This window comes from Phenylobacterium sp. (assembly GCF_036495085.1).
Lineage (GTDB): Bacteria > Pseudomonadota > Alphaproteobacteria > Caulobacterales > Caulobacteraceae > Phenylobacterium.
The window spans coordinates 1-17,722 of the sequence record NZ_DASXNL010000043.1; the positions used below are offsets into that span (position 1 = coordinate 1).

At 66.4% G+C, this 17,722-nt stretch carries 20 protein-coding genes; 14 read left to right on the forward strand and 6 right to left on the reverse strand.

All coding sequences use genetic code 11. The features are described from left to right. On the reverse strand, positions 1 to 847 hold an 847-nt coding region (locus VGI62_RS06090; RefSeq protein ID WP_331503510.1), incomplete at its 3' end, for a hypothetical protein. Positions 848 to 954: 107 nt separating this feature from the next. On the opposite strand from VGI62_RS06090, the gene VGI62_RS06095 reads away from it, so the two are divergent. The 3 genes from VGI62_RS06095 (at position 955) to VGI62_RS06105 (ending at position 4,978) form a co-directional block, all read left to right on the forward strand. Then, on the forward strand, positions 955 to 2,154 hold the full coding sequence (locus tag VGI62_RS06095) for an FAD-dependent oxidoreductase (RefSeq protein WP_331503511.1): 1,200 nt from the start codon (positions 955 to 957) through the stop codon (positions 2,152 to 2,154). Positions 2,155 to 2,225: 71 nt separating this feature from the next. Beyond that, positions 2,226 to 4,355 carry a M3 family metallopeptidase gene (locus VGI62_RS06100; protein ID WP_414695643.1) on the forward strand — a complete coding sequence of 710 codons (2,130 nt, stop codon included), beginning with the start codon at positions 2,226 to 2,228 and terminating at the stop codon, positions 4,353 to 4,355. A 53-nt stretch (positions 4,356 to 4,408) separates the two neighbouring features. Then, on the forward strand, positions 4,409 to 4,978 hold the full coding sequence (locus tag VGI62_RS06105; RefSeq protein WP_331503513.1) for a hypothetical protein: 570 nt from the start codon (positions 4,409 to 4,411) through the stop codon (positions 4,976 to 4,978). On the opposite strand, the gene VGI62_RS06110 is transcribed toward VGI62_RS06105, so the two are convergent. Next, positions 4,975 to 5,553 (reverse strand): methylated-DNA--[protein]-cysteine S-methyltransferase, encoded by a 579-nt coding sequence (locus VGI62_RS06110; protein ID WP_331503514.1) that lies wholly within the window; start codon positions 5,551 to 5,553, stop codon positions 4,975 to 4,977. The genes VGI62_RS06105 and VGI62_RS06110 overlap by 4 nt on opposite strands. A 552-nt stretch (positions 5,554 to 6,105) precedes the next feature. On the opposite strand from VGI62_RS06110, the gene VGI62_RS06115 reads away from it, so the two are divergent. From VGI62_RS06115 to rimM, 8 genes are all read left to right on the forward strand, one after another. Then, a complete protein-coding gene (locus tag VGI62_RS06115; RefSeq protein WP_331503515.1) occupies positions 6,106 to 6,690 on the forward strand; it encodes a TetR/AcrR family transcriptional regulator in 585 nt (194 codons plus the stop codon). 144 nt (positions 6,691 to 6,834) lie between these two features. After that, positions 6,835 to 7,611 (forward strand): Coq4 family protein, encoded by a 777-nt coding sequence (locus VGI62_RS06120; protein WP_331503516.1) that lies wholly within the window; start codon positions 6,835 to 6,837, stop codon positions 7,609 to 7,611. Positions 7,612 to 7,690: 79 nt separating this feature from the next. After that, positions 7,691 to 8,482, forward strand: coding sequence for an SDR family oxidoreductase (locus tag VGI62_RS06125; RefSeq protein ID WP_331503517.1), 792 nt, complete (start codon positions 7,691 to 7,693; stop codon positions 8,480 to 8,482). A gap of 54 nt (positions 8,483 to 8,536) precedes the next feature. Beyond that, complete coding sequence (locus tag VGI62_RS06130) at positions 8,537 to 8,839, forward strand: putative quinol monooxygenase (protein ID WP_331503518.1); 303 nt, start codon at positions 8,537 to 8,539, stop codon at positions 8,837 to 8,839. 186 nt (positions 8,840 to 9,025) lie between these two features. After that, positions 9,026 to 9,415: a hypothetical protein gene (locus VGI62_RS06135; RefSeq protein ID WP_331503519.1), complete on the forward strand. Its 390-nt coding sequence runs from the start codon at positions 9,026 to 9,028 to the stop codon at positions 9,413 to 9,415. Positions 9,416 to 9,953: 538 nt separating this feature from the next. Next, positions 9,954 to 11,468: a signal recognition particle protein gene (gene ffh / locus VGI62_RS06140; protein WP_331503520.1), complete on the forward strand. Its 1,515-nt coding sequence runs from the start codon at positions 9,954 to 9,956 to the stop codon at positions 11,466 to 11,468. 24 nt (positions 11,469 to 11,492) lie between these two features. Next, positions 11,493 to 12,089 carry a 30S ribosomal protein S16 gene (rpsP, locus tag VGI62_RS06145; protein ID WP_331503521.1) on the forward strand — a complete coding sequence of 199 codons (597 nt, stop codon included), beginning with the start codon at positions 11,493 to 11,495 and terminating at the stop codon, positions 12,087 to 12,089. Positions 12,090 to 12,264: 175 nt separating this feature from the next. Continuing rightward, positions 12,265 to 12,771 carry a ribosome maturation factor RimM gene (gene rimM, locus VGI62_RS06150; protein WP_331503522.1) on the forward strand — a complete coding sequence of 169 codons (507 nt, stop codon included), beginning with the start codon at positions 12,265 to 12,267 and terminating at the stop codon, positions 12,769 to 12,771. A gap of 29 nt (positions 12,772 to 12,800) precedes the next feature. Here rimM and VGI62_RS06155 read toward each other — a convergent pair whose 3' ends face one another. Together VGI62_RS06155 and VGI62_RS06160 are read right to left on the reverse strand one after the other, a co-directional pair. Then, a complete protein-coding gene (locus VGI62_RS06155; RefSeq protein WP_331503523.1) occupies positions 12,801 to 13,673 on the reverse strand; it encodes an acyl-CoA thioesterase II in 873 nt (290 codons plus the stop codon). A gap of 73 nt (positions 13,674 to 13,746) precedes the next feature. After that, positions 13,747 to 14,622: an acyl-CoA thioesterase II gene (locus VGI62_RS06160; RefSeq protein ID WP_331503524.1), complete on the reverse strand. Its 876-nt coding sequence runs from the start codon at positions 14,620 to 14,622 to the stop codon at positions 13,747 to 13,749. Between the two features lie 75 nt (positions 14,623 to 14,697). On the opposite strand from VGI62_RS06160, the gene trmD reads away from it, so the two are divergent. Next, a complete protein-coding gene (trmD, locus tag VGI62_RS06165; RefSeq protein WP_331503525.1) occupies positions 14,698 to 15,408 on the forward strand; it encodes a tRNA (guanosine(37)-N1)-methyltransferase TrmD in 711 nt (236 codons plus the stop codon). A 20-nt stretch (positions 15,409 to 15,428) separates the two neighbouring features. Then, positions 15,429 to 15,815, forward strand: coding sequence for a 50S ribosomal protein L19 (rplS, locus tag VGI62_RS06170; protein WP_331503526.1), 387 nt, complete (start codon positions 15,429 to 15,431; stop codon positions 15,813 to 15,815). A 63-nt stretch (positions 15,816 to 15,878) separates the two neighbouring features. Here the strand turns inward: rplS and VGI62_RS06175 are convergent, their stop codons facing one another. Continuing rightward, positions 15,879 to 16,382 (reverse strand): GFA family protein, encoded by a 504-nt coding sequence (locus VGI62_RS06175; RefSeq protein ID WP_331503529.1) that lies wholly within the window; start codon positions 16,380 to 16,382, stop codon positions 15,879 to 15,881. Beyond that, positions 16,274 to 17,170: a LysR family transcriptional regulator gene (locus tag VGI62_RS06180; RefSeq protein ID WP_331503527.1), complete on the reverse strand. Its 897-nt coding sequence runs from the start codon at positions 17,168 to 17,170 to the stop codon at positions 16,274 to 16,276. Before VGI62_RS06180 ends, VGI62_RS06175 begins: the two co-directional genes overlap by 109 nt. A 91-nt stretch (positions 17,171 to 17,261) precedes the next feature. Here VGI62_RS06180 and VGI62_RS06185 point away from each other — a divergent pair. Next, positions 17,262 to 17,722: NAD(P)H-binding protein (locus tag VGI62_RS06185; protein ID WP_331503528.1), on the forward strand; the 461-nt coding region annotated here is incomplete at its 3' end.

Genomic DNA, 17,722 nt, shown 5'->3' on the forward strand with positions numbered 1-17,722 from the left:
TGCCGGTGGTGGCGCGGGTGGAGAAGACGCCCAGCACATCGATCTGCTCGGCCTTCAGGCCATCATTGATCGCCCGCGGCGCGGCCTCGTGGCTCCAGGGAAGGCCGGTAGCCGCCTCGATGGTCGGCACGATGATGCCCAGCACATTGACCGCCCGGCCCAGTTCGCGTCGGTAGCCCGGCAACCAGGTCTGCTGCAGGCGGCGAAGCGCAATGGCCGAAGCGGTGTTGCAGCCCAGGATCGCGCGGTCGGGCGAGCGACCGATGCGGCGGGTGACCGCCGTCACGTGGCTCGCGATATCAGCGGCCAGGACCTCGCGGCTTGCCCCCTGCTCGATCAGGCCGGCCAGGTCCGGGCAGGGCTGCGAGAACACCGCCACGTCCTGGCGGCGCTTGTCGATCTCGATCTCATAGACGCGGGAGGCCGCCGTGGCCGGCGTGGAAAACACCGCCAGGATGTCGAGCTTCTCGACCTTGTCGCCGCGCCGCTCGGCCTCGTGCTCCCAGGGCAGGCCCGTGGCCGCCTCGATGGTCGGCACGATGATGCCCAGTACATTCACCGGCCGCCCGAGCTCGCGGCGGTAGCCGGGCAGCCAGGTCTGCTGCAGGCGGCGCAACGCGATGCCGGAGGCGGTATTGCAGGCCAGGACCACCAGGTTGCAACCTTCAGCGAACAGCCGCTCGCAGCCGCTGCGCGTCAGCTCGACGATCTCCTCGCCTGGGCGCCCGCCGTAGGGCGTATTCGCCTGGTCGGCGAGATAGACGAAATCGGCGGCCGGGAACTGGTCCACCAGCCTGTGATGGACCGAAAGCCCGCCCACCCCGGAATCGAAAACGCCGATGCCCATGGCAGGGTGTTAGCGGCGAGCCGAAGCCGTGTCACGGCGGCCTTTCGACGAGCCTTCCCCTAAGGCCCGGCTTGGCTGATCCTCCGCGTGCAGACGTGGAGCATGCCGTGACCCGATCGGATCTGATGAACCGCCGCGGCCTCCTGCTTGGCTCTGCCGGAGCAGGGCTGTTCACTCTCGGCGGCTGCGCGACGGCCTCGCCGCCTACCGCCCCCGGGACGCCCTTCGCCGAGCGCGGGCCGCCGATCGCGCCCGTGCACGCGCGGATGGATCGATTGTTCGACATCACCGTTTGTCTTCGCCCCTTCCGCGCCCAGGGGCCGAGGCTGGACGCTGAGCGGGTCGGTGACACCCTGGTGGTGCACAACTACGGCCACGGCGGCTCGGGCTGGTCTCTTTCCTGGGGCTCCGGGTCGGTGGCTGTGCGCAAGGCGATGGCCGGCAATCCTGCCGATGTCGCCGTCGTAGGCTGCGGCGCTATTGGGCTCACCTCGGCGATCCTCGCCCAGGAGGCCGGAGCGAAGGTGACCGTCTACGCCAAGGACCTGCTGCCCGATACCCGCTCGGCGAGGGCCACCGGAAGCTGGACACCCGACAGCCGCATCGCGCTGACCTCCGCCGTCGGCCCCGAGTTCGGCGCGCTTTGGGAGGAGATGGCGCGCACCTCGTTCAAGCGGTTCCGGCGATACCTGGGCCTGCCCGGCGCGCCGGTGGAATGGACGGACCGCTACTTCCTGTCCGAACCGGCCAAAGGCCCGGAATATTCGCCACCGCAGCACCTCGCACCCCTGCAGTTCGCTGAGTTCCGAGACCGCATCCTTGACATCACTCCGCACCCGGAGCTGCTGCCGGCTGGCGCGACGCCCTTTCCGACGGCCGAGGTCCGGCGCGGCTCAAGCATGCAGTTCAACGTCGCCGACTATGGGCACACCCTCATGGCCGACTTCCTGGCTGCCGGCGGCCGGGTGGAGCGGCGGGAGTTCCACAGCCTCGGCGACCTGACGAGCCTGAAACAGAAGGTGGTGATCAACTGCCCCGGCTATGGCGCGCGCGCCTTGTGCCGAGACGAAACGATCACCCCGGTGCGCGGCCAGATCGCCTGGCTGATCCCCCAGCCGGAGGTCACCTACGGCGTCTTCTACAAGAACGTCAGCATGCTTTCCCGACGCGACGGCATCGTTGTCCAGGCTTTGTGGGGCGGCGACATGTTCGGATACGGTGACGATTCTGAAGTCACCGATCGTGCGGAGGCGGAACGGGCAGTGAGCACGCTTGCTGAGCTCTACGGGCGGATGACGCCGGGCTGATGCCCGACACGTGACGCCGCCGACCTTCATCCGTAAGCTTGCCCCTTCGACTTGCGCTTCCCGGAGCCTCTATGCAGCGGCGCACATTTCTCGCAGCTTCAACCGCTATGGCTGCAGCTTCCATGATCCCCGTCGACGCCGGAGCGCAGGCCGCCGCGGGCCCGACCGCCGTAAACTTGCTGACCCGGCCCTGGACCGGACCCTACGGCGGCGTCCCACCGTTCGACGTGGTGAAGGTCGCCGACCTCAAGCCGGGGATCGAGGCCGCCATCGCCGCGGAGCTGGCCGAAGTCGACGCCATCGCCAACAATCCCGCGCCCCCCACCTTCGACAACACCATCGCGGCCCTGGAGCGGACCGGAAAGGCCGGCGATCGCATCGGCACGATTTACGACATCTGGACTGGCACGCTTTCGAAGCCGGAAGTGCGCGCGATCGAGAAGGAGATCGAGCCGGAACTGGCGGCGTACAACGACAAGATCCTGCAAAACGAAAAGCTCTTCAGGCGCATCGAGGCCGTCTACGACGCCCGCGATACCGCCAACCTGACGCCCGAGCAGAAGCGTCTGGCCTGGTGGCGCTGGAACAACTTCGTGCGCGCCGGCGCCAAGCTTACCCCTGGGGCCAAGGCGCGGGTCGCCGAGATCAACAAGGACTTGGCCGGGCTGTTCACCACGTTCAACCAGAACCTGCTCGCCGACGAAACCGACTACGTTCTCTATCTCGACGAGAAGGATCTCACGGGCCTGCCGCACGACGTGCGCGAGGCCGCGGCCCAGGCCGCTAAGGAGCACGGCAAGCCGGGCCAGTACGCGATCCTCAACACGCGCTCCTCGATGGACCCCTTCCTGACCTATTCGGACCGGCGGGACCTGCGAGAGAAGGTCTGGCGGACCTTCTACGCCCGCGGCGACAACGGCGATGCAAAGGACAACAACGAGGGCATCAAGAAAATCCTGAAGCTGCGGGCCGAACGGGCCAAGCTGCGCGGCTATCCGACCCACGCCCACTGGCGCCTCGATGACGCGATGGCCAAGACGCCCGAGCATGCCATGGACCTGATGATGCGGGTCTGGCCGTCGGCCGTCGGCCGCGTCCACGAGGAAGTGGCGGAGATGCAGGCGGTGGCCGACAAGGAAGGCGCCCGCATCAAGATCGCGCCCTGGGACTATCGCTACTACGCCGAAAAGGTGCGGGCCGAGCGCTACGCCCTCGATATGAACGACGTGAAGCCGTACCTGCAGCTTGAGAAGCTGCGAGAAGGCATGCACTGGGCGGCGGGCCAGCTTTACGGCTTCGAATTCACCCCGGTGACCGACGCACCGGTCCAGCACCCCGACGTGCGGGTCTGGAAGGTGACGCGCGGCGGCCGGCTGGTTGGCCTCTGGTACTTCGACCCCTATGCGCGGACCGGCAAGCGCTCAGGGGCCTGGATGAACGCCTACCGCGCCCAGGAGACCTTCGACGGCCAGGTCACCACCATCGTCTCCAACAACGCCAATTTCGTGAAGGGCGCCCCCGGCCGGCCGGTGCTGGTTTCCTGGGACGACGGGATCACCATGTTCCACGAATTCGGCCATGCCCTGCACGGCCTGAACTCCGAGGTGACCTATCCATCGCTGAGCGGCACTCGGGTGGCCCGCGATTATGTGGAGTTCCCTTCGCAGCTGAACGAGAACTGGCTGCGAACGCCGGAGGTGCTGAACCGCTACGCTGTGCACTATCAGACCGGCAAGCCGATCCCGCCGGAGCTGGTCGCCAAGATCAACAAGGCCTCGACATTCCGCCAGGGCTTCGACGTCACCGAGTACCTGTCCTCGGCGCTCATCGATATGAAGCTGCACCTGGCCGGCGACGCCGACATCGATCCGCGCGCCTTCGAGAAGGACGAGCTCGCCAAGCTGGGGATGCCGGCCGAGCTTCCAATGCGCCACCGCACACCGCAGTTCCAGCACATCTTCGCCTCCGACGGCTATTCCGCCGGTTACTACTCCTACCTCTGGTCAGAGGTGCTGGACCACGATGCCTTCGAGGCCTTCACCGAGGCCGGCGGGCCTTACGACAAGGCCGTCGCCAGGCGACTGCACGACAACATCATGAAGGTCGGCAACACCGTCGATCCAGCGATCCAGTACCGCGCCTTCCGCGGCCGTGATCCGGACGTGAAGGCCTACCTGCGCTCCAAGGGTTTCCCGGCCTGAGGACGACTTCGGCCATGTGCTAAGTGTCAGTCCGCGGAAAAGGGGGGACCCCATTGCGGCCGTTGGAATACCTCCTGGGGCTGGAATCCATCATTCTTGCCCTGGCGCTCGGGGATTTGACGCGGAGCCTGCACCGGCTGCTTTTGGCCGGCGACCGCGTGAAGTGGGACTTCTTGTCTCCGCTGGCGGCGATCATGGTCCTGCTGAAAATCGTCAACCACTGGTGGCGGTGGTTCCGCCTCGAGCGCATCGCCAATCAGCTCACTTTCGAGATGTTTCTCGGCGTGGTGGCGGCGACGGTGGTCCTCTACCTGATCTCAGCCGCCACCCTGCCTGATGAGGTCCCGACCGGGCCGATCGACCTTCGCGCGCACTACACGGCCGTGTCGCGGCGGCTCTGGATTCTGTTTTTGATCCAGGGCCTGTTGACCGCGTTGGTCAATTCTCGGGCAGCGACGCAGACCGGTGGAAGCCAGTTTCAGACGCTTGCGCCGTACTTGGTGATCCTGCCGGCGGCGCTTTCGCTCGTGGTGATCCGCAATCGCGCATGGCACACCTTGTGCCTCATCGGGCTGAGCGCCTTTTACGCTTTCCAATATTTCGGACAGGTCCTCAGGGCCTAGCCGAAGAGGTCGGCCTGTTGGGCGGGCGCGGGCTTGGGCTTCACCCTCGGCGGCGCAGGCTGAACGAAGGCAGCGCCCTCGATGGTCAAGAGCTTCAGCTTGGTGTCGACCCCACCGCGCGCCGAAAAGCCGCCGGGCTTGCCGTTCGCCGCCGTCACGCGGTGGCAGGGCACGACGATAGGCCAGGGGTTCTGGCCCAGGGCCCCGCCGACGTCGCGGGCCAGGAGCTTGTCGCCCAGGCGCGCGGCGACCTCGCCATAGGTCAGGGTTTCGCCGGGCGGGATCGCGCGCGCGATCTCGTAGACGCGGGCGTTGAACTCCGGGACCCGAGCGATGTCGAGGGTGGCGCCGGTAAGGTCGGCCTTCTCGCCGCGCATCAGCGCCTGGATGCCGGCGATGGTCGCAGACAGGCTCTCAGGTGGCGGAGCCTCAGTGATCCCGGGGAAGCGCCGCTGGAAGCCGCGCCGCACATTGTCGGGCTCGCGCTCCGGCAGATGCGCGCCGACCAGCCCGACCGCGTTCCAGGCTAACCCCGCCCAGCCGATCTCGGTGTCGAAGAGGGTGTATTGGGTCATGACGCCAATATAGGGCTGTTTGCGGAGATCAGCTGGCGGCTTTCGGACATCGATGCGCTCTCCTCTCCTCGCATGGAGAGCGCAAAAGGAGCGGCACTGACTCATTTAGAAATTCCGATCATCCCCAGCGAGACCCTCGCCAACTACCTCATCACCGGGAGACGTCTCATCCGATCGCCCGCCGCAATGGAACGAAGACGCTCAAACCATCAGACATCTTGTCCGGCGCGTTTGCACACGCCCTCGGTCGCCAGCTGGCCTGACCTTCCCTCCGGCGAGTCGCCATTCGCCGGTGATCACTCCTCAGAGCCGGGAAGCTGATATCGCCAACAGCCGTTGGGCGGGGGTTGCGGACCTTAGCTGATGCCATCTAAATCCTGGCGCGAGGTGGCGCTGACGGAGGGCGAAATCGACCGAAGGCGAACGGGCCGCCCGTCAGCCCGCCTAAGTGCGGATGCAGGCGGGCCGAGCGGGCGACCTCTAAGGGGTGGAATGACGTCGATCGAACTAGGTCCGAGGGCGACGCCTCAGCAGGCCCGGAGCCGAGCGACGATGCAGCGCATCCTCAAGGTGAGCGCGGAGCTGCTCGAGGACGTGGGTATAGATGGCTTCAACACCAATCTGCTCGCCGAACGCGCGGGCCTGGGGACGCGGGCGATCTATCGCTACTTCCCGAACAAGTTCGCGATCCTCGTGGCCATGGCGCAGGACCTGCGGGCGACAGAACGGGCATGGATCGGCAATCTGAGGGAGCCTGCGTCCGGCGGTGACTGGCGCGAGGCGGTCGCGAACGCGATCGACGGGCATTTCGAAGCCGCGTCCCGACACCCTGGATATGCGGCGCTGCGGGCGGCGGCTTTCGCGATCCCCGAGCTTCGGGAATCGGACAGCCTGGAGAACAGGGCGTTGGCGCAGGACCTCGCCGCGGGACTGACGAGCCTGGGCGTCGTTCTCGATCCGGGGCGAATGGGCGCGCTGTGCAGGACGATCATGGAATCCTCGAACCGGATGCTCGACATCGCCCTGCAAAGCCCGCGCGGGGAAGCCGCCCAACTGGTGCGCGAACTCAAGCTGATGATCACCAGCCTGCTGGAAAACTACATCCCGGACCCGAAGCCGCAGCGAGCCGCCGACTAGGGGTGGCTCGGGGAGGCCGGATGGACCGACGACGGGTGGCGTTTGACTCGTCTAATTGGAAGTGATTACATCCATTCTACATCGCGGCGAGGCGCGGAAGGGCGTTCGAAGGCGCGACACCCGGACCTGAGAAGGAGCTCGCGAATGATCTCCACCCTGCCGTTTTCGGCCAGCGAACGCCCGCCGGCCGCCTTCAGGCCGTTCAAGGCGTTCGGGCACTTCCGGAAGCTCATCGCCGACAAGGAGGACACCGCCCAGGTATTCTACATGGGCGAGTGCTTGCCGAGCCGCCGCTTCAGGGCGGCGGCGGAGACGTTCTGCGAAAGCGAGCTGGGCCGGTCGCTGATGGATGCGCAAGCCTGCCTGCCCGCGATCCTGGATGACCACGACACGCTCCGTTCGCTGCCGGACGACAGCGTGGCGCACGCCTATGTGGCGTTCATGCGCAAGGAGGGGCTGTCCGCCGCCGGCCTTGTGGAAGCCAGTCAGCTCCCGGGCGTTTCGTCCTACGCCGACAAGCTGCAATGGCTCGCGGATCGCCTGCGCGACACTCATGATCTGGCACACGTCCTGACCGGTTACGGGCGCGATGCGCTGGGCGAGCAGTGCGTGCTGGGCTTTACCAGCGCCCAATATCACGACTGGACGGAGTGGTTCATCGCCTGGGCCGGCGCGCTGGAGCTCGTCGCGAAGGTCAGGTCCGACGCGCCGGTGCTGGCGGCTGTCGCCGAAGCCCGCAAGCACGGAAGAGCGGCGGCGGCCCTGTATCGGCAGGACGTCCGCGCCTTGCTCGCCGAGCCGCTCGATCTCGCTCGCAAGCGCCTCGGGATCGCAGAGCCCATCCAGTATCGGCGCGCGCACGCCCGCTATCGCGCGAAGGGCCTCGATCCGTACGAGCTCTTCGCCGCGCGGGCGGCGTAGCCGCCTCGCGACGCGCGCTCGATCGCCAGTAAGGGCCTGGGGCGCTGATGTTGAGGACTTGGCCAATGGGAGCATTGCAGTGGACGGCAAACTTGTTGTGGTCACCGGCTCGTCGAGCGGAATAGGGCAGGGCATCGCCAAGCTCCTGGCCGAGGCGGGAGCCGATGTGGCTGGCATCGACTGGCATGACGGATCGGAAACCCGCGAGCTGCTCGGAGACAAGTTTACCCACCACCAAGCCGACGTCTCCAGTCCGGTCGACCTCGCTCGCGCCTTCAGCGAGATCGACGCCAGGTATGGCCGCGCGCCTTGGGGACTTGTCTGCTGCGCAGGGATCTTTCCGATCGGGTCGCTTCTGAATTATCCCGTCGAACTGTTCGACAAGGTGTTTGCGGTGAACGTCAGGGGCGTCTTCCTTTGCGTTCAGGAGGCGGGCCGCCGTATGCGCGATGCCGGGGGCGGAAGGATCGTCAATATCGCCTCCACGAACTGCGTGCAGAGCTGGTGGCGCATGGCGGCCTATGACAGTTCGAAAGGCGCGGTGGCGCAGTTTACGCGCAGCGCGGCGAACGAGCTCGCCCGCTACAACATCACGGTCAATGCGGTGGGGCCCGGATCTATCGATACCGGGGCAAACGGCACGCTCGTGGACGACGAGTTCGTCGCCGCAGAGCTCGCTCGAACGCCGATCAAGCGATTTGGCGACCCGCGGGACATCGCCGTCGCCGTTCGATTTTTCCTGCAGCCGGAAGCAGATTGGGTGACGGGGCAGGTTCTGTTTGTCGATGGCGGGTTTCTCGCCTGTGGCGGCCCGGTGCTGCCTCGCACGAAGACCCGTGACGCCGGCTCGGGCGAAATATCCCATCCTTGAAGCGGGATGCGAGCTGAAGAACCATAAAGGACGCCCTATCAAAGGAACTAATACATGGCGGTTATTGGTCTTGCTGTGTTGCTTCCGAGTGCGGAGGGTCGAGACGCGGTGATCAAAGCTCTACGGGACGCGATACCGAAATTCCATGCGGAAGCCGGATGCGAATTGTATGCGCTGCATGAGTCGGGCGATGAGCTTGTCATCATTGAAAAGTTCACCGACATGGCGTCTCTGGACCTGCACGCGAACGGTGAACCGCTCAAGGCAATGCGCCGAGCGATGAAGGGTTTGGTTGAAGTAAAGCGATCCGAAGTCCTCAATCCATTGCCAATCGGCGGGGACGCTGGCGTACTTTAGCCCTTCGGCCTGCGCAACTTTCTTGGCCTCGTCCCATGAGGCTAGCCAATTTTGACCCTCAGCCCCCGCAAGGGGACCTTCGCAAGGTCTTGGATGGGGGTGGAAAGGTGCCGGGCCTAGTCGAGCTTGACCATGACTGGCCCACGGACGAACAGTCCACCGCAGCCAGCGAGGGAGGGCCATTCCTTGAACCACAAGATGCTTTTGGGCGGCGTCCTTGGCGCCGCCGCGATGTCGCTGTCGGGGTGCCACCTGCCCGCAAAGCGGCCCGTGGACACCGCTAAGATCGCCGACGCCGTCAAGGCCGATGCCGACAGCCTGGTGGCCGATCTCAACGCCCGTGACGCCGTCAAGACGGTCGCCCATAACGCGCCGGACAGCGTCATTATGCTTCACGGCGGGCCGAACATCGGTCCCGTTGTCGACCTGGCTCTGACCAAGCAAATGGTGACCGACCCCGCGCTCAAGATGACCCTGCACAACGAGATCGTGGATGTGGCGGCCTCGGGCGAGATGGCCGTTTTCGGGCGTCCTACACAATTACCGCCACCGATCCGAAGACGAAGAAGCCGGTGACCGAGACCGGCAACCGGCTCGCGGGCTACAAGCAGCAATCGGATGGTTCCTGGAAGATCGTCTGGAGCATCGGCGGGGACGCCCCGCCGGCGACGCCTGCCCCGAAGACCTGACGCCGACGGCGCGCCGCCTCACATCGGCGCTGGACTCGGTGAGGCGGCCCCCGTCCGCTAAAGGCTATGCTACCGACGAGCTGTGCGGCCGGGGCAACCGCTTGCACGCCCGCTTAGGGGGTCGAAAGTGGTCGTCACCATCCCGCCCCTAAAAAGACGTTTGGCGCCGCCGCTGGAAAGCCGCCGTTCCCGAGGTCAGCCGTAGGTTGGGCGAGACCCAGTTTCAAAGTGAGTCAGTGCCAAAGGAGCCCTTTCCTTGACCTCTTGGCCCTCTTGGGCGCATAAGCGCGCCCTTCCGGCGCCAACCTCGGTCAGCGCCCTCCACCGCCACGACCCCTGCACCTATGTAGGACGAGGGCGGCGAGGCCCCCCGTCGACGCAATCGTCCACGGGGGACGACTGCGTTTGGGCTTTAGGAGTTTGGCTTGTTTGACGCACTGACAGATCGGCTCTCGAGCGTCTTCGACCGCCTCAGCGGGCGCGGCGTGCTGTCGGAGAAGGATGTCGACGAGGCGATGCGCGAGGTGCGCGTGGCCCTGCTCGAGGCGGACGTCGCCCTGCCGGTGGTGCGCGACTTCATCGCCAAGGCCAAGGAACGCGCGACCGGCGAGGCGGTGATCCGCTCGGTGCGACCCGCCGACCAGGTGGTGAAGATCACCTACGACGGCCTGGTCGAGATGCTGGGCGGAGAGGGCGAGCCCGAAGGGCTGAACCTCTCGCTGAACCCTCCGACCGTGATCCTGATGGCCGGCTTGCAGGGTTCCGGTAAGACAACGACCGCCGCCAAGCTGGCGCTGCGCCTGGGCAAGGACCGCAAGCGCGTGCTGCTGGCCTCGCTCGATACGCGGCGCCCCGCGGCCATGGAACAACTCGCGACGCTCGCGACGCTGGCCCAGGTCGACAGCCTCCCGATCGTCGCCGGTCAGACCGCGCCGGACATCGCGCGGCGCGCGCTGCAGTCGGCCAAGTTGCAGGGCTTCGACGTCGTCATCCTCGACACCGCCGGGCGCACCACGCTCGACGAGGCGATGATGAGCGAGGCCGCCGAGATCGCGCGGATCGCCAACCCGTCGGAGACCCTGCTCGTCGCCGACGCGCTAACCGGCCAGGACGCGGTGCGCACCGCCAAGGCCTTCCACGAGCGCCTGCCGCTGACCGGCTTGGTCCTCACCCGCGCCGACGGTGACGGTCGGGGCGGCGCTGCTCTGTCGATGCGCGCGGTCACGGGCCTGCCGATCAAATTCCTTGGCGTCTCGGAAAAGATCGACGGCCTGGAGGCCTTCGACGCCGCTCGTGTCGCCGGCCGTATCCTGGGCCAGGGCGACATCGTGGCCCTGGTCGAGAAGGCCACCGAGGAGCTCGACGTCGCCAAGGCCGAGGCGATGGCCAAGCGGCTCGCCAAGGGCCAGTTCGACCTGGACATGATGGCCGAGCAGCTCCAGCAGATGAAGCGCATGGGCGGCATGGAAGGCCTGATGGGCATGCTTCCTGGCGTCCAGAAGATCAAGAAACAGATCGCCGAGGCCAACATCTCCGACAAGATGGTCGACCGTCAGGCCGCGATCATTTCGTCCATGACCAAGCTGGAGCGCAAGAAGCCGGACGTCCTGGCGGCATCCCGCAAACGCCGGATCGCCGCCGGCGCCGGCGTCGACGTGGCCGAGGTCAATCGGCTCCTCAAACAGCACCGCCAGATGGCCGACGCCTTCAAGATGATGAGCAAGGGTGGCGGCCGCGGCTTCGCCCAGATGGCTCAGATGCTGGGCGGCGGCGGCGGCGCTGGCGGCATGGACCGACTGAAGAGCCTGGGCGGCGGCAAGATGCCGATGCCGTCCGAGAAAGAGATCGAAGAAATGGCCGCCAAGCTTGGGGGAGAAGGCGGCTTCAAACTACCCGGACTGGGCGGACTGCCGCCCGGCTTCAACCCCTTCAAGAAATAGACGAAAGACCAAAGGACCACCGCAATGCTGAAGATCCGTCTCGCCCGGGGCGGCGCCAAGAAGCGCCCCTACTATTCCATCGTCGTCGCCGACAGCCACTCGCCGCGCGACGGCCGCTTCATCGAGAAGGTGGGCTCCTATAACCCGCTGCTGAAGAAGGACGACCCGAACCGCGTCGTGCTGAAGGTCGAGCGTATCCAGGAGTGGATGAGCAAGGGCGCCCAGCCCACCGACCGCGTGGCGCGCGAACTCTCCAAGCAGAATCTGGTGAAGTGGGAAGCCGGCAACAACCCGAATAAGGGCCAGCCGGGGACCAAGGCAAAAGAACGCGCCGAGGAGAAGGCCCAGCGCGAGGCCGACCGCGCCGCCGCCCTGGAAGAAGCCAAGAACAACCCGCCGCCGGCGCCCGAGCCCGAGCCGGTCGTCGAAGAGGCCCCCGCCGCCGAGGCCGCCCCGGCCGAGGAACCTGCTCCGGCCGCTGAAGAAGCGCCCGCAGCTGCTGAAGCTCCGGTCGCCGAAGCTGCCGCGGCCGAAGCTGCACCTGCGCCGGAAGCGCCGGCCGAGGCCGCCGCCGAAGCGCCGGCCGCCGAAGCTGCGGCCGACGAAAAAGCCGAAGGCTAAACCGTATGCGCAAAGCCCCTTCTCCCCTCGCGGGAGAAGGTGGCCTGCGCTGGTCGGATGACAGGGTCTTTGGCTCTACCGTGCGGTCGATGGGACTTTCGCATCTGATGACATTGCGCGCGCCGTCATCCGTCGGGCCATCGCCCGAGGGCTTCTCCCGCAAGAGAAGGATGCGATGAGCGACGACTTGATTCTGGTCGGACGCGTAGCCGGCGCTTTCGGCGTGAAGGGTGAGGTCCGGATCACGACCTTTACCGCCGAACCCCTGGGGCTGGTGGACTACAAGACCCTGCTGCGAGAGGACGGCTCGCCCGCCCTCACGGTGTCAAGTGGGCGCGTCGCCAAGGGTGGCGTGGTCGTCCGCACGCAGGAGATCGAAACCCGCGAGGAGGCCGAGGCCGCCCGCGGCCTAAAGCTCTATATTCCACGCGCCGTCCTGCCCGAGCCCGACGATGAGGACGAATTCTATATCGCCGACCTGATCGGCATGGACGTGGTGAGCCTGGAAGGCGAGTTGCTGGGCCGCGTCCGCTCCGTCCGCGACTTCGGCGCTGGCGACCTGTTGGAGGTCGCCCCTGCCGCCGGCGAAAGCTGGTGGCTGCCCTTCACCAAGGACGCCGTTCCGGAGGTCCAGATGGACGCCGGCCGCATCGTGGCGGTGCGCCCGGACGAGGTCGAATAAGCGATCCCCCTTAAAGGGAGGATGGCGCCCTAAGCCTTCGGCTTGCGCATCCGCATCAGGCCTTCCTGGGCGCAACTGGCGACCAGGACGCCGTCCGACGCCCGATAGATGTAGCCCAGGTTGAAGCCGCGGCCGCCCGACGCCGAGGGGCTCTCCTGCTGGTACAGATGCCACTCGTTGAAGTTCGTCGGGCGGTGGAACCACATGGCGTGGTCCAGGCTCGCTGTCTGGAAGCCCGGCGTGCGCCAGCTCACGCCATGAGGGCGAATGGAGGTGCCCAGAAGGCTCATGTCCGACGCATAGGCCAGGATCACCTGATGCATGTGCGGGTCGTCGCCGATCGGGTCCTTGGCGCGAAACCACACCTGCTGGATAGGACTGCGCGGCTCGGGCGCGGCCACGTCCAAGCGACCACCGACCGTACGCATTTCGATCGGCTGGTGCTGGTCGATCCAATCCTCGGCCTCTGGCGGCGTTGTAGCCGACAATTTGAGGCGCCGCTCGGCGTCGCTCTCGACCTCATCCGGGGCCGGCGCGTCGGGCATGTCGGACTGGTGCTCGAAGCCCTGTTCAACGGTCTGGAACGAGGCGGCCAGGTTGAAGATCTGCTGGCCGTGCTGGACCGCGATCACCCTGCGCGTCGTGAAGCTGCCGCCGTCGCGACTGCGGTCCACCTCAAAGACGATCGGGATCGCGGGATCTCCTGGGCGGATGAAATAGCAGTGCAGGGAGTGGCAGATGCGCTCATCGACCGTCTCGTAGGCCGCCAGCAGCGATTGGGCGATGACCTGGCCGCCATAGATGCGTTGGCGCTGGTCAGCGTCGGGCGTCGCGCCACGGAAGAGGTTCACCTCCAGCCGCTCGAGCCCCAGTGTCTCGACGAGGGTCTGGGTGGTGTTCATCGGTCGTCCGCGATGCTGCAACTGCGAAGGGCGCAGGGGATACGCCGCACAGGAGGCGCCGACAACCCGGATGCTACTTGCGCAGACGCATCAACCCTTCCTGCGCCACTGAAGCCACCAAGGTCCCGTCCTCGGCGTAGATCGCGCCGCGGATCAAACCACGGCCGTCTGAGGCCGAGGGGCTGTCGTGCGCATAGAGGTGCCATTGGTTGAAGTCGGTCGGGCGGTGGAACCACATGACGTGGTCGAGGCTGGCCGACTGGAACCCGGGCGTCTGCCAATGCACGCCGTAAGGCCGCATCGCCGTCGACAGCAGGTTCATGTCGGAGGCGTAAGCCAAGATCACCTGGTGCATGTGGGCGTCGTCGCCAATCGGTGTGGCGCAGCGGAACCAGTTCTGGGCCACGGGTTCCTTGGCCCCGTCGCGCCAATAGCTGCGCGCGTCCTGCGAGCGCATCTCAATCGGCTGGGGCCGCGACATCCAGCGCTTCGCCTCCTCCGGCGCATCCTTCATGACCTCGCGCATGACCTGCATCTGGTCAGGCAACTCCGACCAGTGCGGGCCTGGCGGCATCGTCGTCTGGTGCTCGAAGCCTTGTTCCGGATCCTTGAATGAGGCGGCCAGGTTGAAGATCTGCTTGCCGTGCTGGATCGCCACCACCCGCCGGGTGGTGAAGCTGCCCCCGTCGCGGCTGCGGTCGACCTCGAAGACGATGGGGACGGTCGGGTCGCCGGGCCGGATGAAGTAGCAGTGCAGCGAGTGGCAAACGCGCGTCTCGATGGTCTCGTAGGCCGCCAGCAGCGACTGGGCGATCACCTGGCCGCCGAAGATGCGGCCGGGACGGCTGTCTGGTGTCGTGCCGCGGAACAGGTTCTCCTCGATCCGCTCAAGCTGCAGCGTCTCGACAAGAGTCTCGTCCTGGCCCTGGGTCTCGGGGATATCGCTCATGCCGCGCCGCTTACGCTGAGGCCGCCGGAGCAGCAAGACTTGACGCGGCGTCTGGTCGCGGCGCTTTGAAGCGCCATGCCGTTCGACGCGACCGTCCTGACCATGTTCCCCGAGGCCTTTCCGGGTCCGCTCGGCGTCTCCCTGATCGGGACCGCGTGGCGCGAGCAGGGGCTTTGGGCCCTGGAAACAGTGGACATTCGGGCGTTTTCCAAAGATAAGCGCGGCTTCCTTGACGACACCCCTGCGGGTGGCGGTCCTGGACAGGTGATGCGGGCGGACGTGATCGCCTCTGCGCTGGATAGCGTGGAGCGACGTGGGCGCCCGCTTTTGTACATGAGCGCCCGGGGCACGCCCCTAACCCAGGCGCGCGCGCGTGAGTGGGCCCAAGGGCCAGGATTGATCGTGCTTTGCGGTCGGTTCGAGGGGGTGGATCAACGGGTCATCGAGGCTCGCGGGTTCGAGGAGGTCGCCGTTGGCGATGCGGTCCTGGCCGGTGGCGAGGCAGCCGCGCTGGTGGCGATTGAGGCGTGCGTACGGCTGGTCCCGGGTGTGTTGGGACAGGCCGATAGCTTGAGTGAAGAAAGCTTCGAGGACGGGCTCCTCGAGCATCCGCAGTACACGAGGCCGCGGACGTTCGAAGGGCTCGATATCCCCGAAGTCCTGCTGGGCGGCCATCATGCCGAGGTTCGGAAGTGGCGGCAGGCCGAGCGGGAGCGGACGACGCGGGAACAGCGGCCGGACTTGTGGTCGCAACGAACCGCCAATCAACAGGCAAAGGGCGATTAAGCCCATTAAGGACGAAGACCATGAACATTATCGAGACCCTCGAGAAGGAAGAGGCTGACCGCCTTCTCGCCACCCGCAAGATCCCCGAGTTCCAGCCGGGCGACACGGTGCGCGTCAATGTGAAGATCAAGGAAGGCGAGCGCGAACGCGTGCAGGCCTATGAAGGCGTCTGCATCGCCCGTGGCGGCCAAGGCATCAACGAAAGCTTCACCGTGCGGAAGATCAGCTTCGGCGAGGGCGTCGAACGGCTGTTCCCGGTGATGAGCCCGATGATCGAGTCCATCGAAGTGAAGCGCCGCGGTGTCGTTCGCCGCGCCAAACTCTATTACCTGCGCGACCGGCGCGGGAAGTCGGCCCGGATCGCCGAGCGCCAGATGCAGGCCCGCGAAGAGCCTTCCGAGGCCTAAGGGCTCCGACTTCGGCGAATTTCGAACGGCGGCCGCAGCGATGCGGCCGCCGTTTTCGTGTCTTCACCCTGGACCCTGAGCGAATTCCGGCAAGCCGTCGTCGATCACGAGCCAGTCCAGCTTCTCGCTCACCCAAATGTGCATTTCGGGTCGCAGGGCGGCCGGATCGTCCAGAGCGCTCAGCGATACAGCCAGGCGCGCCGGCGGATCCTTGGGCGCGGCGAAAACCGGGGTCCCGCATCGCGCACAGGAGAGGCGGTCGACACGCGGCGAAGTCGGCCAGAGCGTGGTCTTCCCGCTGCGTTCGATGTCGCCCGCCAGGAACATGGCGCGGGCGAAGAATGGGCCCCCGGTGGCGCGTTGGCAGTTCCGACAGTGGCAGATGCGTACGTTGGCCGGCTCGCCGATAGCCTTCCAGCGGACCTGTCCGCAGAGGCAGCCGCCTTCGTAGGGCGCGCTCAGCTGCGGCGCTCCCTCACATAGGCTGTCATGCCATCGACCAGGTGGTCGAACATCAGCCGCATCCGCCGGTTTCCGCGCAGATTCTCGTGCATGACAATCCAGCAGCCCAGGGTGAAGAGCGTGAAGTCGGGAAGCACGTGAACCAGGCCGTACCGCCGCGCTATTGCGTCCTGCACGACCCCGATCCCAAAGCCTGCGCGGGTGGCGGCAAGTTGGGCCAGATCGCTGTCGGAGCGGAAGCTGAAGGTCTCGCGGCTGACCGGCATGTTCAGTCCCGGCACATCGCGAATGCCGCGCGCGGGGCTGTCGAAGCCGATCATGGCATGGTCGTCGAAGTCCTCCAGGATCTGGGGGACGCCGTAACGCTCCAGGTATTCCTGCGTCGCGTAGAAGCCGAGTGACACCTCGCCGACCTTCTTGGCGACCAGGGAGCTCTGGCTCGGCGGCGTCATGCGCACAGCGATGTCGGCCTCGCGCCGCGACAGGTCGTCGTTGATGTTGGAGAGCATCATTTCGATGACCACGCCGGGGTGCTGGTTGCGGAAGCTCGCCAGCATGGGCGGCAGGACTTCGGCGCCGACGATCTCGCTGGCCGTGATGCGGATCGAGCCCAGCAGCGAGTCGGCCGCGCCGGAGGCGTCGCGGACTGCAGCCGATGCCGCCGCCGACATGTCGTGCAGATGCGGCTTAAGCCCGAGCGCCAGGTCCGTCGGCTGCAAGCCCCTCGGGCTGCGCAGGAAAAGCGGGGACCCTAGCCGTTGCTCAAGGGTCTCGATGTGCCGGCCGAGCGTCGGCTGGGTGAGGCCGCGAAGCTTCGCTGCGGCCGACAAGGTGCCGGCCTCCAGCACCGCGTGCAGGCTTTGGAAAAGGTCCCAGTCGTTCGGCCCAGGCATACGCGGCTGAATACCTGCCCCAGAAGTTTGCGCAATTCTGTTGGAGAGACATGGGGCGCATCTCTCTTGGCGACAAGAGCAGGAGAGACCGATGATCTCGAACAACAACGAGAAGCTGGCGCTGGTGATCGGCGCAACCGGCGGGATCGGCGGCGCGGTCGCCGAGCGCCTGCTGGCCGGCGGCTGGCGCGTGCGCGCCCTCAACCGCGACCCCGAGACCGCGCGGCGCAATTTCGGCCGTCCGGGGCTCGAATGGGTGAAGGGCGACGCCATGATCGAGGCCGATGTGGTCGCCGCCGCCAAAGGTGCGAGCCTCGTGGTGCATGGCGCCAACCCGGCCGGCTACCGGAACTGGGCCGGCCTGCAGATGCCGATGCTGAACTCAGCCATCGCGGCGGCCAAGGCGGCGGGCGCGAAGCTGGTGTTCCCGGGCACGGTCTACAACTACGGCCCCGACGCCTTCCCGAACCTCACCGAAGAGAGCCCGCAGCACCCGCTCACCCGCAAGGGCGCGATCCGGGTGCAGATGGAACAGGCGCTGAGGGCGGCGTC

What these genes read in the sequence shown, in the direction of transcription:
- VGI62_RS06160 (WP_331503524.1), bottom strand. Translation starts at nt 14,622, where the DNA reads ATGAGCGATATCCCCGAGACCCAGGGCCAGGACGAGACTCTTGTCGAG.
- VGI62_RS06120 (WP_331503516.1), top strand. Translation starts at nt 6,835, where the DNA reads ATGATCTCCACCCTGCCGTTTTCGGCCAGCGAACGCCCGCCGGCCGCC.
- VGI62_RS06115 (WP_331503515.1), top strand. Translation starts at nt 6,106, where the DNA reads ATGCAGCGCATCCTCAAGGTGAGCGCGGAGCTGCTCGAGGACGTGGGT.
- VGI62_RS06155 (WP_331503523.1), bottom strand. Translation starts at nt 13,673, where the DNA reads ATGAACACCACCCAGACCCTCGTCGAGACACTGGGGCTCGAGCGGCTG.
- VGI62_RS06110 (WP_331503514.1), bottom strand. Translation starts at nt 5,553, where the DNA reads ATGACCCAATACACCCTCTTCGACACCGAGATCGGCTGGGCGGGGTTA.
- trmD (WP_331503525.1), top strand. Translation starts at nt 14,698, where the DNA reads ATGCCGTTCGACGCGACCGTCCTGACCATGTTCCCCGAGGCCTTTCCG.
- VGI62_RS06130 (WP_331503518.1), top strand. Translation starts at nt 8,537, where the DNA reads ATGGCGGTTATTGGTCTTGCTGTGTTGCTTCCGAGTGCGGAGGGTCGA.
- rimM (WP_331503522.1), top strand. Translation starts at nt 12,265, where the DNA reads ATGAGCGACGACTTGATTCTGGTCGGACGCGTAGCCGGCGCTTTCGGC.
- rplS (WP_331503526.1), top strand. Translation starts at nt 15,429, where the DNA reads ATGAACATTATCGAGACCCTCGAGAAGGAAGAGGCTGACCGCCTTCTC.
- VGI62_RS06180 (WP_331503527.1), bottom strand. Translation starts at nt 17,170, where the DNA reads ATGCCTGGGCCGAACGACTGGGACCTTTTCCAAAGCCTGCACGCGGTG.
- VGI62_RS06100 (WP_414695643.1), top strand. Translation starts at nt 2,226, where the DNA reads ATGCAGCGGCGCACATTTCTCGCAGCTTCAACCGCTATGGCTGCAGCT.
- rpsP (WP_331503521.1), top strand. Translation starts at nt 11,493, where the DNA reads ATGCTGAAGATCCGTCTCGCCCGGGGCGGCGCCAAGAAGCGCCCCTAC.